13 protein-coding genes are annotated in these 13,611 nt (G+C 72.4%); 8 read left to right on the top strand and 5 right to left on the bottom strand.

What is annotated here, in order from left to right:
- Positions 1–195: 195 nt before the first annotated feature.
- From IO29_RS00970 to IO29_RS00950, 5 genes are all read left to right on the top strand, one after another.
- Positions 196–963, top strand: a complete 768-nt coding sequence (locus IO29_RS00970; protein WP_030378233.1) for a hypothetical protein — start codon at positions 196–198, stop codon at positions 961–963.
- Positions 964–1,224: 261 nt separating this feature from the next.
- A complete protein-coding gene (locus tag IO29_RS00965; RefSeq protein WP_030378232.1) occupies positions 1,225–2,301 on the top strand; it encodes an ABC transporter ATP-binding protein in 1,077 nt (358 codons plus the stop codon).
- A 33-nt stretch (positions 2,302–2,334) separates the two neighbouring features.
- Entirely contained in the window at positions 2,335–3,537 is a 1,203-nt protein-coding gene (locus IO29_RS00960; RefSeq protein ID WP_030378231.1) for an ABC transporter substrate-binding protein, read from the top strand.
- 1 nt (position 3,538) lies between these two features.
- Positions 3,539–4,438, top strand: coding sequence for an ABC transporter permease (locus IO29_RS00955; RefSeq protein WP_030378230.1), 900 nt, complete (start codon positions 3,539–3,541; stop codon positions 4,436–4,438).
- 39 nt (positions 4,439–4,477) lie between these two features.
- Positions 4,478–5,293, top strand: coding sequence for an ABC transporter permease (locus IO29_RS00950; RefSeq protein WP_030378229.1), 816 nt, complete (start codon positions 4,478–4,480; stop codon positions 5,291–5,293).
- 148 nt (positions 5,294–5,441) lie between these two features.
- Here IO29_RS00950 and IO29_RS00945 read toward each other — a convergent pair whose 3' ends face one another.
- The 3 genes from IO29_RS00945 to IO29_RS00935 all read right to left on the bottom strand — a co-directional run bounded on the left by IO29_RS00945 (position 5,442) and on the right by IO29_RS00935 (position 8,368).
- On the bottom strand, positions 5,442–7,613 hold the full coding sequence (locus tag IO29_RS00945) for an MMPL family transporter (RefSeq protein ID WP_030378228.1): 2,172 nt from the start codon (positions 7,611–7,613) through the stop codon (positions 5,442–5,444).
- Between the two features lie 178 nt (positions 7,614–7,791).
- Positions 7,792–8,124: a DUF3140 domain-containing protein gene (locus IO29_RS00940; protein WP_030378227.1), complete on the bottom strand. Its 333-nt coding sequence runs from the start codon at positions 8,122–8,124 to the stop codon at positions 7,792–7,794.
- A gap of 7 nt (positions 8,125–8,131) precedes the next feature.
- Positions 8,132–8,368: a hypervirulence associated TUDOR domain-containing protein gene (locus IO29_RS00935; protein WP_030378226.1), complete on the bottom strand. Its 237-nt coding sequence runs from the start codon at positions 8,366–8,368 to the stop codon at positions 8,132–8,134.
- Positions 8,369–8,544: 176 nt separating this feature from the next.
- On the opposite strand from IO29_RS00935, the gene IO29_RS00930 reads away from it, so the two are divergent.
- On the top strand, positions 8,545–9,426 hold the full coding sequence (locus IO29_RS00930) for an LLM class F420-dependent oxidoreductase (RefSeq protein ID WP_030378225.1): 882 nt from the start codon (positions 8,545–8,547) through the stop codon (positions 9,424–9,426).
- Positions 9,427–9,450: 24 nt separating this feature from the next.
- Here IO29_RS00930 and IO29_RS00925 read toward each other — a convergent pair whose 3' ends face one another.
- Positions 9,451–11,598 (bottom strand): protein kinase domain-containing protein, encoded by a 2,148-nt coding sequence (locus IO29_RS00925; RefSeq protein WP_030378224.1) that lies wholly within the window; start codon positions 11,596–11,598, stop codon positions 9,451–9,453.
- 122 nt (positions 11,599–11,720) lie between these two features.
- On the opposite strand from IO29_RS00925, the gene IO29_RS00920 reads away from it, so the two are divergent.
- Positions 11,721–12,239 (top strand): P-loop NTPase family protein, encoded by a 519-nt coding sequence (locus IO29_RS00920; RefSeq protein ID WP_030378223.1) that lies wholly within the window; start codon positions 11,721–11,723, stop codon positions 12,237–12,239.
- 57 nt (positions 12,240–12,296) lie between these two features.
- Here the strand turns inward: IO29_RS00920 and IO29_RS00915 are convergent, their stop codons facing one another.
- Positions 12,297–13,133: a LysR substrate-binding domain-containing protein gene (locus IO29_RS00915; RefSeq protein WP_030378222.1), complete on the bottom strand. Its 837-nt coding sequence runs from the start codon at positions 13,131–13,133 to the stop codon at positions 12,297–12,299.
- 58 nt (positions 13,134–13,191) lie between these two features.
- Here IO29_RS00915 and IO29_RS00910 point away from each other — a divergent pair, with 58 nt between their 5' ends.
- Positions 13,192–13,581: a DUF5997 family protein gene (locus IO29_RS00910; protein ID WP_030378221.1), complete on the top strand. Its 390-nt coding sequence runs from the start codon at positions 13,192–13,194 to the stop codon at positions 13,579–13,581.
- Positions 13,582–13,611 lie beyond the last annotated feature (30 nt).

Here is a 13,611-nt window from a genome sequence, read left to right as displayed (position 1 = left end):
GTGCGGGCTGTTCTCGGACATGGGGAAAAGCGCGCCACACATCCCACTTCCGTAGTATCACTGCCACACTGCTGTGCAGCGGTCATCGGTGCTGCCCAGGGCGCACCGGCTCGCAACGCAGCGGCATGTGACATCGCACAGCCCGCACACCTCACGTCCCCGGTGTGCGGATCCGCAGGGAAGTCGGAGGAATCCATGTCCGAAACCACCACCACGGCGGCCGGGTTGACCTCGCAGTACACCGCCCAGGTCGCCGACGACCTCGAGCGCAACGCCAAGGAACAGGAACGCATCGGAGCGGAGATCGCCGCTCTCCAGGAGCAGTTGACGGCACTTCAGCAGGACCACGCGGTGCTGGTCAGCCTGCGTCAGGCGCTCGGTCTCGCGCCGGCGCCCGTGGCGCCCACCGCGCCCGTGCCCGCGGCGCCCGCGCCCGCGGTCACGCCCGGAGCGCCGGTGCCCGCGCCGCGCAAGAAGTCGGGCGCGACGACGGGCAAGCCCGCGAAGACCGCCGCCAAGCCCGCCAAGAAGGCGGAGAAGCCTGCCGAGAAGGCGACGGAGAAGCCCGCCGAGAAGGCTGCGCCGAAGGTGACCGACAAGCCGGCCGCCCGCAGGAGCACCGCGAAGAAGGCGTCGGCCAAGTCGCCCGCCAAGTCGGCCACCAGGACGTCGGCGAAGTCGGCCGGCGCCGCGAAGGCGGACAAGCCCGCCCAGCCCACGCTCGTCACCCTCGTCCGGGACCACCTGGCCGGGCAGAGCGAACCGCGGTCCGCGGCCGAGATCGCCTCCGCGCTGGAGCAGCTCCACCCCGAGCGCGCCGTCAAGACGACCGTCGTGCGCAACACCCTGGAGGCGCTGGTCGCCAAGGACCAGGCGCACCGCTCCAAGCAGGGCTCGTCCGTCTTCTACACCGCCGTCACCGCCGAGGCGGACAAGCCCGCGGAGGAGAAGCAGCCCGCCTAGTCGCGGCGCCGCCGACCGCGGCACGGCACGTCCCACGGCGCGGCCGGCCGCGCCGGGTGCCGGCGGGCCACCCCCCTCCAGGAGACCGCCGCCCCGGCACCCCTCTCGTCCCTCCGCCAACTCCGGCCGCACACCGGCACGATGGGACCGGACACCGGCACACGATCGTCACACGGGGAGCACACGGGGGTCTTGCCGCACGAACCGGGCGTTCCTATCCTCACGACTCGACCCAGCGGGCGCCTGGAAGGGCTGCGGACCATGGAGGGGAATGCGATCCGGCTGCGGGAGGTACGGAAGTCCTTCGGGCACACGGCCGCGGTGGCCGGTGTCGACCTGGAGATCAGGGACGGCGAGTTCTTCTCCCTGCTCGGGCCCTCCGGTTCGGGCAAGACCACCCTGCTGCGGCTGATCGCGGGGTTCGAGCGGCCCGACGGCGGCCGGATCGAGCTCGCCGGGCGGGACGTCACCGACCTGGCGCCCTTCGCCCGCGAGGTGCACACCGTCTTCCAGGACTACGCCCTGTTCCCGCACATGACGGTGGAGCAGAACGTCGCCTACGGGCTCAGGGTGCGCAAGGTGCCCCGCGCCGAGCGGGTGCGCCGCACCGGGGAGGCGCTCGCCGCGGTCCGCCTCGCGGACCACGGACGGCGGCGCCCCGCGCAGCTGTCCGGCGGTCAGCGCCAGCGCGTCGCGCTCGCCCGCGCCCTCGTCGGCCGGCCGCGGGTGCTGCTCCTGGACGAACCGCTCGGCGCCCTCGATCTCAAGCTGCGCGAGACGATGCGGGGCGAACTCAAGGCGTTGCAGCGCGAGGTCGGCATCACCTTCGTGTGCGTCACCCACGACCAGGGCGAGGCACTGACGATGAGCGACCGTGTCGCCGTCCTCGACCGGGGGCGGCTGTTGCAGGTGGGCAGCCCGGCCGACGTGTACGAGCGGCCCGCGACCCCGTTCGTGGCGTCCTTCGTCGGCACCTCCAACATGCTCACGGGCGAGGGCGCGCGGCGGATCGTGGGCGCCGCGGGCACGTACAGCATCCGCCCGGAGAAGATCCGCCTGTCCAAGGAGGGCGAGGACCCCGGCCTCCCGGAGCATGCCTCCGTGACCGGCACCGTCGCCGAGGCCGTCTATCTCGGGGACGCGACACGGTTCGTCGTCGACCTGGACGGCGGCGGCCGTCTCACCGCGCTGCGGCAGAACCTGGAGACCTCCTCGGCGGACGTCGACGCCACGCTCGGCACCCGGGTCCGTCTCCAGTGGCACCGCGGTCACTGCGTCCCCGTACCGTCCACCACTCCCGCCGATCCCACCACCGGCCCCACCCGCTCCACCGGCTGACCCGCACCTCCCTCCCCCACCCAGGAGACCGTCGTGCACCTCGCCCGTACCCTCCAGGTCACCTCCGCCGCCGTCCTGCTCCTCGCCGCGACCGCCTGCGGCTCCGCCGACTCCGGTTCCGGCGGCGGCTCCTCGGCCGGCTTCGATCCGCCCGACCTCAAGCCCCTCGCCTCGCTGGGGAAGACCGAGGGCGAGGTGAACCTCATCGCCTGGGCCGGCTATGTCGAGGACGGCTCCAACGACCCGAAGGCCGACTGGGTCAGCGGCTTCGAGAAGCGCACCGGCTGCCAGGTGCACGCGCGGACGGCCGCCAGTTCCGACGAGATGGTCAAGCTGATGAAGACGGGCGAGTACGACGCCGTCTCCGCCTCGGGCGACGCCTCCCTGCGGCTGATCGCCTCCGGTGACGCGGCGCCCGTCAACACCGGCCTCGTACCGAACTACAGGGACGTCTTCGCCGGACTCAAGAACGGCGCCTGGAACTCCGTCGGCGGGCAGATGTACGGCATCCCGCACGGCCGGGGCGCCAATCTGCTGATGTACAACACCGAGAGGGTGAAGCCCGCGCCCACCTCCTGGTCGGCCGTCTTCGACGACGCCGCCCGGTACAAGGGCCGTGTCACCGCCTACGACTCCCCCATCTACCTCGCCGACGCCGCTCTGTATCTCAAGGCCACGAAGCCGGAGTTGGGCATCGAGAACCCCTACGCCCTGGACCAGAGGCAGTTCGAAGCGGCCGTCGGTCTGCTGAAGCGGCAGAACGCCGACATCGGCGAGTACTGGAGCGACTACCTCAAGGAGGTCTCCGCCTTCAAGAGCGGTGACTCCGTCATCGGCACCACCTGGCAGGTCATCGCCAATCTCGCCGCCGACGAGGGCGCGCCCGTCAAGGCGGCCGTGCCGAAGGAGGGTTCCACCGGGTGGTCGGACACCTGGATGGTCTCGGCGAAGGCGAAGCACCCCAACTGCGCCTACAAGTGGCTCGACTGGATCGTCTCGCCGAAGGTCAACGCCCAGGTCGCCGAGTACTTCGGCGAGGCGCCGGCCAACTCCAAGGCATGCGCGCGGACCAGTGACAAGGACTTCTGCGCGACCTACCACGCCGACGACGAGGGCTACTGGAAGCGCGTCGCCTTCTGGAACACGCCCATCGAGCAGTGCCTGGACGGCCGTACGGACGTGAAGTGCGTGCCGTACGCGAAGTGGGTGCGGGCCTGGACCGAGATCAAGGGCTGAGATGACCACCATGCCGCGGGCCGCCCGGCGGCCCGGCCCGGGCCCGGTCCGGTGGCTGGCCGGGGCGCTGCACCGCAGGCCCCGGCTCCGCCTCGGCCTGCTGCTGACCGCTCCGCTGCTGTGGCTGGCCGTGCTGTATCTGGGCTCGCTGGCCGTGCTGTTCGTCTCCGCGTTCTGGACCACCGACACCTTCACCTCCGAGGTGGTGAAGGTGTGGTCGACGGACAACTTCCGCGAGCTGTTCACCGAGCCCGTCTACCGCCAGGTGGTGCTGCGCAGCATCGGGGTGGCGCTCGCGGTCACCGTGCTGTGCGCGGTGCTCGCCTTTCCGCTCGCGTTCTACACCGCGCGGGTCGCCCGGCCCCGGTGGCGGCCCTTCCTGGTGGTCGCCATCCTCACCCCGCTGTGGGCGAGTTACCTGGTCAAGGCGTACGCCTGGCGGCTGATCCTGTCCCGGGACGGGCTCGCCGACTGGCTGCTCCGGCCGTTCGGCCCGCACGGGCCCGGGTACGGGCTGCCCGCGGTCGTCCTCACCCTGACGTATCTGTGGCTGCCGTACATGATCCTCCCGATCCACACCGCGCTGGCCCAGCTGCCCGACAGTCTGCTGGAGGCCTCGGCCGACCTCGGGGCGCGGTCCTGGCGCACGTTCCGTTCGGTGGTGCTGCCGATGGTGCTGCCGTCGGTGGCCGCCGGGTCGGTGTTCACCTTCTCGCTCAGCCTCGGTGACTACATCACCGTGGGAATCGTCGGCGGCAAGACGCAGCTGATCGGCAATGTCGTGTACTCCCACATCGATCTGGACCTGCCCATGGCGGCGGCCCTTGGCACCGTGCCCGTCGTCGTGATCGTGCTGTACCTGTTCGCGGTGCGCCGTACGGGTGCGCTGAACAGTCTGTGACCACCGCGCCCGCGGGCGCCCGTGGAGGGGAGTCGCCGGATGCGACTGGGCCGTACCGCGCGGATCCTGCTGCGCCTCGGGGCGGGGATCGGCTTCGCCGTGATCTACGTGCCGTTGCTGCTGGTCCTCGTCAACTCGCTCAACCCCGACCGCAGCGCGAGCTGGCCGCCGTCCGGGCTGACGCTCCACTGGTGGTCGGTGGCCGCCCGCAACGACGGTGCGGTGCACGCGCTGTGGACGTCGGTGAAGGCCGGCCTGGGCGCCACGGCGATCGCGCTGGTGCTCGGCACGCTGCTCGCCCTCGCGGTCGCCCGGCACCGGTTCCTCGGCCGGAACACCCTGTCCTTCGTGGTCGTGCTGCCGATCGCGCTGCCCGGCATCGTCACCGGCATCGCCCTCAACTCGGCGTTCGGGACGGTCCTCGAGCCGCTCGGGGTGGGGCTCGGGCTGTTCACCGTCGTCGTCGGTCACGCCACGTTCTGCGTCGTGGTGGTCTTCAACAACGTCGCCGCGCGGCTGCGCCGCACCACCGCCTCCCAGGAGGAGGCCGCCATGGACCTCGGGGCGCACACCTTCCGCGCCTTCCTGGACATCACCTTCCCGCAGCTGCGCCCGGCGTTGCTGGCGGGCGCGCTCCTCGCCTTCGCCCTCTCCTTCGACGAGATCGTGGTCACCACGTTCACCGCGGGCCCCGGCGTGCAGACGCTGCCCCTGTGGATCTACGACAACATGACCCGCCCCCAACAGGCCCCCGTGGTCAACGTGGTCGCCGCCGTCCTGGTCCTGCTGTCGGTCCTCCCGATCTACGCCGCCCAGCGCCTCTCCGCCGACACCTCGACGACGAGCAGGATCTGAGGGCCCCGGGCGCCCTCGGCCGGCGGTCAGGTCGTCCACCTCGATGTCCAGGTGCGGGGTGCGGCGTGACCTGCCGGTCGAGCGGTACGACGCAAAGCCGGCCCGCTCCGGGAGGGAGCGGGCCGGCGGTGCGGTGCGGGTCGGAGGGTCAGTGGGCGCGTCCCGACGGGTCCGGGGCGGGTGTGGTGCGGTCCGTGTCGACGGCCGGGGCCGTGGTGTCGGGTGTGCCCTCGACCCGGTCACCGTGGCCCGGCCACCACGCGGCGTGGCCGATGAGCGCGGTGAGGCTCGGGGTGAAGAACATCGACATCACGAACGCGGCGATCGCGATGCCGAACGACACCGCGAAGCCCATCTCCGTGAGCAGCGCGTTGCCCGCGAGCATCATCGTGGCGAAGGTCGCCGCCAGGATGAAGCCGGCCGCGGCCACGGTCGGGCCGGCGTGCCGCAGTGCCATGCCGGCGGCCTCGCGCGGATCGCGGCCCTCGCGGGCCTCCTCGCGGAGCCGGGCGATCATGAGGATGTTGTAGTCGGTGCCGATGGCGACCACGAACAGATACATGATCACGGGGAGCATGAACATCAGCCCCGAGTGACCCTGGCCGTTCTGGAAGATCCACACGGTGGCACCGAGCGTGGCGCCGAAGCCGAGACCCACCGACGCCATCAGGTACCAGGGCGCGACCACACTGCGCAGCAGCAGTCCGAGGATCACCATGATGAGGAGCGCGGCGACCGGGAAGACCGTGCGGTAGTCGTGGTTGACCGCGGTGTCGATGTCCTTGTAGATCGAGGACATGCCTCCGACGAGGGCCTCGGTGCCCTCGGGCGCGGCGGAGTGCGCGACGTCGCGCACATCGCCGACGGCGTCGATCGCCTTGTCCGCGGAGGCCTCGTACTTGAGGGTGACGGTGAAGTCGGCGGTGGCGCCGTCCTTGCTGATCTGGCTCATCGTGGCGCTGCTGACGCCGTCCACGGCGCCGAGCTTCTTGGCGTACGCGTCGAAGGAGCCCTTGTCCAGCGGCTTGCCGTCGGTGCTGGAGAGGTAGACGTCGGTGGGCGCGGCGGCGCCGGCCGAGTACGCCTTCTGCATCTCGTCCTGGACGACCATGGACTCCTTGTCCTTGGGCATGGAGCCCGAGGCCAGGTCGAACGTGGCGTTGAACCCGAGCGTGCCGAGGGACAGCGCGACCAGGATCAGCCCGGACACCGCGGCGGTCAGCCCGGGCCGGCGGCGCACTCCGCGCCCGAGCGCGGCGAAGCGGGCGTTCTCCGGCTCGGTCTGCCAGGACTTGGACGGCCAGAAGACCTTCGGTCCGATCAGCGAGACCACGGCCGGGATCAGGGTCAGGCCGGCGACCAGGGTGACGGCGACCGCGATGGCGAGCGCCGGGCCCATCTGCTTGAGGAAGCCCAGCGTGGAGAGCACCAGCGCGAGGAAGGCGATGATGACCGCCCCCGCCGCCGAGGCGATGGCCTCGCCGACCCGGGCGACCGCGTTGACCATGGCCTGCTTGGGTTCGTCACCGGCGCGCAGACGTTCTCGGTAGCGGAACATCAGGAACAGGAAGTAGTCGGTGCCCACGCCGAAGAGCACGACGATGAGGATCGACGAGATCGAGCTGTTGGCCTGGAGATCGAAGAGTTTGGTGGCGTACGCGATGAGCCCGTTGGCGATCGCGGACACCACGCCTATCAGGATCAGCGGCAGCACGGCCAGGATCGGCGCCCGGAAGATGATCAGCAGCGTCACCAGGATGATCACGAAGGTGCCGATGCCGATCAGCGCCTCGCCCCGGGTGGACGACTCCTGCTGGTCGAGGGCCTGCGCGGCGGAACCGCCGAGCTTGGCCTCCAGATCGGTGCCCTTGGTCAGGGACTTGACCGAGTCGCGGAGCTCCTTGGCGGCGTCGGCCTGTTTGGGCTGGCCGGCGCTCTTGCTGTCCATCTGGACCAGGGTCATGGTGTATTTGCCGTCCTTGGACGGCTGGCCGGGGACGACCTTCTGCACCTGGTCGATGTGCTTCGCGCCCAGCTCCTTGGTGATGCGGGCGACGTCCTTCGTGTCGGCGGCGGTCAGCTTGCCGCCGTCGGTGCGCTGGTAGAGCGCGATCGCGGACGGGGTGAAGGCGCTGGGGAACGCCTTCTCCTGGAGGTCGGCGGCTTTGATCGACTCGTAGCTCTTGGGCAGAAAGCTGCTCTCGTCACTGTTCGATGGCAGGCTCGGCGCGGTGGCGACGATCGCCACCGCCGCGATCAGCCATGCCACGATCGTCCAGACAGGATGTCGGACGACAGTGTTCCCAATGCGTCGGAACATGCGGAAGGTCCTCCCAGAGGCAGGAAGATCACCGCAGCCCGGGGAGCGGTCCCTGGCATCGGCGACCCCGACCGGCACCCACGGCACTCACCCCGTTGCCGGTCGATCGGTTGTTTCGGGCTCCGATCCTAGTGACCGCGACGAGCCCGCATACCGCCGGGTACCCAAGCCGTGACCGTCACTCCAGAGGGTCGTGCCCCCAGTTCATCAGCGAGTACCGCCAGCGCGTCTCGCGCACGTCGCCGTCGGGCCGCTGGGCGAGATGGCGGCGGATGTAGCCCACGACCTTGCGCATGTGCTGGTAGTCGTCGTCCGACAGGTCCCCCTTCTTCGTACGGAGGAGGTCCACGATGCGGCGGCCGGAGGCGTGGCCGGTGGATTCGCCGCCGTCCTTGTGCTGCCCGGCGCCGCGGGACGGCTCGGAGGCGAGCCACTTCTCCAACTCGGCCGGCTTCATGTTCACCAGCTCGTGGAACTCCTCGCGGCTCGCCTCGCGCTCCTTGTCGTCCATGTCCGGCTCACTCCTTCTTCGGCGTCTTCAGCGCGGACGGCCTGTGCACCGCGGACTTGCCGGACTTCTCGCTGCGCACCTGGTACTGCGGATCGTCGGAGGAGGCGTCGACCGTGCGTCCGGCCGCCTCGGTGCGTTCGGTGATCTTCTTCTCCACCGTGCCCTCGGCCTCGCTGCCGTGGCTCTTCCAGGCGACCTTGTCGCCCTTCTTCAGCTTCTTGCCCTGGTCCCGGCTCTTGGCCATGGCCCTGCTCCGTTCCCTCGGTGTCGGCCCCCCGGCTCCCCGGTACCCAGCCTGAGGGCCCCCGCGCGGGCGCGCACCTCCGGCGTCGCCGGCACAAATCGGGGGACACGGAGGTTGCGGAGGGAGGAGGGGCGGGTGCCGCCTCCCCGACCGGGACACCGACAAGGAGAACCTCCATGGCACAGCGTGACCGTACCGGCAGGATCGGCGTGTGGAGCGGCGCCTGGAGCAGTGCGCTCGGCGGCGACGGCCAGGCGTACACCGCCGCCTACGACGAGGCCGCCGCCGAACTCGACGCGCTCGGCTTCGGCACGCTCTGGCTGGGCGGGAACCCGTCCGTCGGGTACGCGGCACGGGTCCTCGGGGCGACGCGCCGCATCACCGTGGCGACCGGCATCCTGAGCATCTGGCAGCACGAGGCGGCGGACGTGGCCGCGCAACGCGCGGAGGTCGAGCGCGCGCACCCCGGGCGTTTCCTGCTCGGGCTCGGCGTGAGCCACAGCGCGCTCGCCCCGCGGTACGCGCGCCCGTACTCCGCGATGCGGGACTACCTGACCGCGCTGGACGACGCCGCCGAGCCGGTGCCGGCGGACGGGCGGGTACTGGCGGCGCTGGGCCCGCGGATGCTGGAGCTGGCCCGCGACCGGGCCGCCGGCGCGCACCCGTACCTCGTCACCGCCGGGCACACGGCGTCCGCCCGCGCGGCGCTCGGCCCCGGGCCGCTCCTCGCACCGGAGCTGAAGGTCGTCCTGGACACGGACCCCGGCCGCGCCCGCGCCACCGCCCGCGCGTATCTCGGGCGCTATCTGGCGCTGCCCAACTACACCGGCAATCTGCTGCGTTCGGGCTTCACCGAGGACGACGTGCGGGACGGCGGCAGCGACCGGCTGGTGGACGCGGTGTTCGCGCTCGGCGACGAGGAGGCGGTCGTCGGCAAGGCGGAGGAGTTCTTCGCGGCCGGCGCGGACCACCTCGCGCTCCAGGTCGTCACCGAGGACCCGCTCGCCGCCCTGCCGCGCGCCGAGTGGCGCCGGCTGGCGGCCGCGCTGCTCGGCTGAACCGGGCCGGGGACCACCGGGGAATCAGTTCCTCGCGGCGGTGCGCGAGGGGTGGTCCGGGTCGACGGAGAAGGCCGTGTCGCCCGCCACCGCGACGAGCGCGTCCTTCACCGTCAGCACGTTCGGGAGCGTGTTCGCGGCCGCGGTGCCGAGGCCGTCGAGCTTGGCCGTGGTCCAGCGGACGGCGCCCGTGGTGCGGTCGAGGGCGACCAGACGCCCGTAGCGGTTGGCGAAGTAGAGGGCGTCGCGGGTCGTCGACCGGGCCGGGGCGGACAGGTTCTCGATCCCGGTGTCGCGCTGCCAGAGCCGCGGCCCGTTGGAGGAGTAGGCGGTGACGGTGCCGTCCGGGCGGACGAAGTAGACCATGCCGTTGAGGAGGGCCGGGGTGCCGCGCGGGGTGTCGGGGAGGCGGACGTGGATGAGGGCGCCGCTGATCGGGTCGACCCGGATCAGGTCGTCGTACTCCTCGTCCCGCCCGCCCTCCGACTCGGTGTCCTGGTGCTTGCGCAGGGCGAACAGGGGCTGTGCGCTGACGGCGCCGAGCGGCACCGCCCGCCGCGAGAGGTGCGTGAGTTCGTGTGCCCTGCCGTCGCCCGGGTCCAGGCGGACGAGGGCGGCCGGGCCCTCGGCGGGGTTCTCGGCGTCCACGCAGACGGCGTAGGGGGCACCGCCGAGCACCAGAGGACCGCACCCGGTGCCGGCCGACGACTTGGCCGGGGTCCGCCACTTCGGCTTGCCGGTCCTGGCGTCCAGGGCCATGAGGTCGGACGATCCCCGCGGCACCGCCAGGATGCCGCCGTTGAACAGGGCGGCGGGGTGGCTCGCGTCGATGTCGCGGCTCCAGACCCGCTTGCCGGTGCCGGCGTCGAGGGCGACCAGTGTCCGGGCCGCGTACACCTCGGTCTCGTCGGGCTGCTCGTAGGTGTAGACGAGCCCGTCGCGCACGCCGAGGGGGCGTTCGGCGGCCTCCGCGCTGCTGCCGTACGACCAGCCGACGCGGCCCGTGGCGGCGTCGACGCGCGCGACCGTGAAGCCGGTTCCCGCGCAGTACAGCGCGGCGCCGCTCGCCACGCAGCCGGCGTCCACCGCGTCCACGTCGTGGCTCGGGGACTCGTTGGTCGCGGGACGGGTGAGGCCGGTCCGCCAGGGCTGCCAGCCGGCGGGCAGCACGGCGGCGGGGTGGGTGGCGGAGGCGGCGGGCGCCTTGTCGTCGTCCTCCGGGCCGGACACCAGCCGGTACGCCGTCACGGCCGCCACGACGGTGACCAGGGCCGCGCCGAGGACGGCGAGACGGCGGCCCCTGCCCGTGCGGGGCGCGGGCCGCGGGGCAGGAGCCGGAGTGCCGGGGGCAGCGGGCGTGTCCGGCAGGGAGCGGAACAGCTCGTGCAGTTCGGCCAGTGGGGGCCGCGACGCCGGGTCCTTGGCCAGGCAGCGCTCGGCGAGGGAACGCAGCGGCTCGGCGACCCCCTCCAGGGTCGGCTGCTCGTGCATCACCTGATACCCCGTCAGATACGGACTGTCGGCGTCGAAGGGGCCCTTGCCCGTGGCCGCGAACACGAGCAGCGAGCCCAGCGAGAACACGTCGGAGGCGGCGGTGACGTCCCGGGGCGTGGCGAACTGCTCCGGGGACATGAACGGCGGGGTGCCGATCAGCCGTCCGGTCACGGTGAGCGCCTGGTTGTCGGCGGCGCGCGAGATGCCGAAGTCGATGACGCGCGGGCCGTCCTCGGCCATCAGCACATTGCTCGGCTTGAGGTCGCGGTGCACCACACCGGCCTGGTGGATGTCCCGCAGCGCCTCGACGAGCCCCAGCGCCAGCGCCCGCAGCGCCCGCCCGCCGAGCGGCCCGTCCTCGGCGACGATGCCGGCGAGCGTACGGCCCGGCACGTACATCGTCGCCATCCAGGGCTGCTCGGCGTCCGGGTCGGCGTCCACGACGGGCGCGGTGAACGCCCCGCTCACCCGGCGGACCGCCGCGACCTCCTGCCGGAACCGGGCCCGGAACTCCTCGTCCTGCGCGTACTGCGCGTGCACCACCTTGACGGCCACGAGCCGCCCCGACGCCGCACGCGCCAGGTACACGACGCCCATGCCGCCGCTGCCGAGCCGTTCGACCAGCTCGTAGCCGCCCACGGACCCGACGGAATCCGATTCCCCGGTGCTCAACGGCATCGCCGGTCGCCTCTCCCCTTGCACTGCACTCGCGCCCCACGTGACTCATACGTCTGTTCGGCGGCACTCAGACTAGTGCCACCGCGTACGGCGGGTGATGGCCTGCCCCGTAGGGTGTGCGCGTGCGGCGGATACTGGTGGTGGGGGTCACGGGTGCGGGCAAGTCGACGCTCGCCCGGGCCGTGGGGCGGCGCCTGGACGTGCCGTACCACGAGATGGACGCGCTGTACTTCACGGGCCCCGGCTGGGCCGTCAACGGGGAGCTGGCCGAGACGGTGGCGCGGCTGGCGGCCGGGCCGTGCTGGATCGTCGACTCGCTCGGCTACCCCGAGGTCCGCGACCTGCTCTGGGAGCGGGCCGACACCGTGCTCTGGCTCGACTACCCCCGGCACGTCGTCATGCCCCGCGTGCTGCGCCGCTCACTGCGCCGCACGGTCACCCGCGAGTCCCTCTTCGGCGGCAACCGGGAGACCTGGGCGGGGTGGTTCAGCCGTGCGCATCCCGCCTGGTGGGCGTGGTCGCAGCACGCGGGCCGGCGCCGGGAGATCGAACGGCGCACGCGCGACCCGCGCTTCGCACCCCTGCGGACGCTGCGCTTCCCCCGGCCGGGGGCGACGGCGGAGTGGCTGCGGTCGCTGTGATGTGCGCGGGGGTCGGCCGGGGCCGGTGGGGTACGGGCGGAATGTCCTGCGGACGCCTCAGCCGCGGCGTGGGCGGCCGCCGCGTCTGCCGCCGCCGGTGCGGCCTGTGCGGGGGCCGCCGCCGGACTTCCCGCCCGCCTTCGTGCCGCCGGACCTCGCGCCGCCGGTCTTCGCCCCGCCCGACTTCGCTCCGCTGCCGCCGGACTTGGTTCCGCCGGTGGCCGGCTTGCGCCGTGTCTGTTCCCCTCGGCGCTCGCCTTGCTGCTCCTCCTGCGGCCGTTGTCTGCCCCGGGTGCTGTTGACGGTCCGGCCGCGGACGATGCCGATCAGGTCCTCGACGAGGCCGGTGGTGGCCTCCTCCGGCCAGCACAGGGCGACACCGGACTGCGGTGCGTCGGTGACCGGACGGTAGGTGAGGTCCCGGCGGTGGTACAGCCGGGCCAGCGACTGCGGCACGACGAGGACGCCGATGCCGGCCGCCACCAGTTCGACGGCGTCCTCGGTGGTCGCGGGGCGCTCGAAGGCGGGCTCCCCGGGCGGGGTGTCCCAGCCGAGGACGTCGTCGAGGGGGTGGAGGACGACCTCGTCGGCGAGATCGTCGAGGGTCACTTCCTCGGCCGCCGTGACGACGTGGTCCTTCGGGACGACGACCACCGTCGCCTCCGTGTAGAGAGGGATCGCGCTGAAGACCTCGCGGTCCACCGGGAGCCGTACGAAGCCCGCGTCGGCCGTACCGTCACGCAGGGTGCCGGGGGCTTCGGCGGCGGGCACCTGGAGGAGGGTGAGCGGGGTGCCGGGCAGCCGCTCGGCCCAGATCCGCGCCCACTTCGCCGGTGTCACCCCCGGCACGTACGCGAGACGGAACGTGGGGGGTGTTTCTTCCGAGCCTGTCACGCCGCCAGGTTACCCACCGTGGTCGGGGGCCCGGCGGGGGGCCGATAGTCTGGAGGGCATGAAGTCGCAGCAGACCGCCCAGACGATGAAGCCCGCCACCGCGGCGAAGAAGCTGGGTGTGTACCTCCCCGCCACCCCCGCGGAGTTCCAGGACGGTGTCGTCACGCGCGCCGAGCTCGACGCGCTCCAGGCCGAGCCGCCCCAGTGGCTGCGGACGTTGCGGCGCGAGGGGCCGCATCCCCGGCCGGTGGTGGCGGCGAGGCTCGGGGTGTCCATCGCGGGGTTGGCCCGGGGCGGGGTGACGGAGGCGCTCACCACGGAGCAGATCGAGGCGCTGAAGGCCGAGCGGCCGGAGTGGTTGGAGAAGGAGCGGGCGACGCAGGCGGAGGTTCGCCGGGAGGCGGCCCGTCTGAAGGCGCGCGATGCGGAGCGGGCGTCCGAGGGCTGACCTCGCTCGGCGACCGGCACCCTGTTTTTC

Origin of the sequence: Streptomyces sp. NRRL F-6676 (assembly GCF_000725625.1) — a bacterium.
Taxonomy (GTDB): Bacteria; Actinomycetota; Actinomycetes; order Streptomycetales; family Streptomycetaceae; genus Streptomyces.
The sequence above is the reverse complement of the archived record's forward strand: the minus strand, read 5'-3'. Positions and strand labels throughout refer to the sequence as shown.

Coding starts and splice junctions, on each gene's coding strand:
- IO29_RS00970 (WP_030378233.1), top strand. CDS start 196: ATGTCCGAAACCACCACCACGGCGGCCGGGTTGACCTCGCAGTACACC.
- IO29_RS00965 (WP_030378232.1), top strand. CDS start 1,225: ATGGAGGGGAATGCGATCCGGCTGCGGGAGGTACGGAAGTCCTTCGGG.
- IO29_RS00955 (WP_030378230.1), top strand. CDS start 3,539: ATGACCACCATGCCGCGGGCCGCCCGGCGGCCCGGCCCGGGCCCGGTC.
- IO29_RS00950 (WP_030378229.1), top strand. CDS start 4,478: ATGCGACTGGGCCGTACCGCGCGGATCCTGCTGCGCCTCGGGGCGGGG.
- IO29_RS00945 (WP_030378228.1), bottom strand. CDS start 7,613: ATGTTCCGACGCATTGGGAACACTGTCGTCCGACATCCTGTCTGGACG.
- IO29_RS00940 (WP_030378227.1), bottom strand. CDS start 8,124: ATGGACGACAAGGAGCGCGAGGCGAGCCGCGAGGAGTTCCACGAGCTG.
- IO29_RS00935 (WP_030378226.1), bottom strand. CDS start 8,368: ATGGCCAAGAGCCGGGACCAGGGCAAGAAGCTGAAGAAGGGCGACAAG.
- IO29_RS00930 (WP_030378225.1), top strand. CDS start 8,545: ATGGCACAGCGTGACCGTACCGGCAGGATCGGCGTGTGGAGCGGCGCC.
- IO29_RS00925 (WP_030378224.1), bottom strand. CDS start 11,598: ATGCCGTTGAGCACCGGGGAATCGGATTCCGTCGGGTCCGTGGGCGGC.
- IO29_RS00910 (WP_030378221.1), top strand. CDS start 13,192: ATGAAGTCGCAGCAGACCGCCCAGACGATGAAGCCCGCCACCGCGGCG.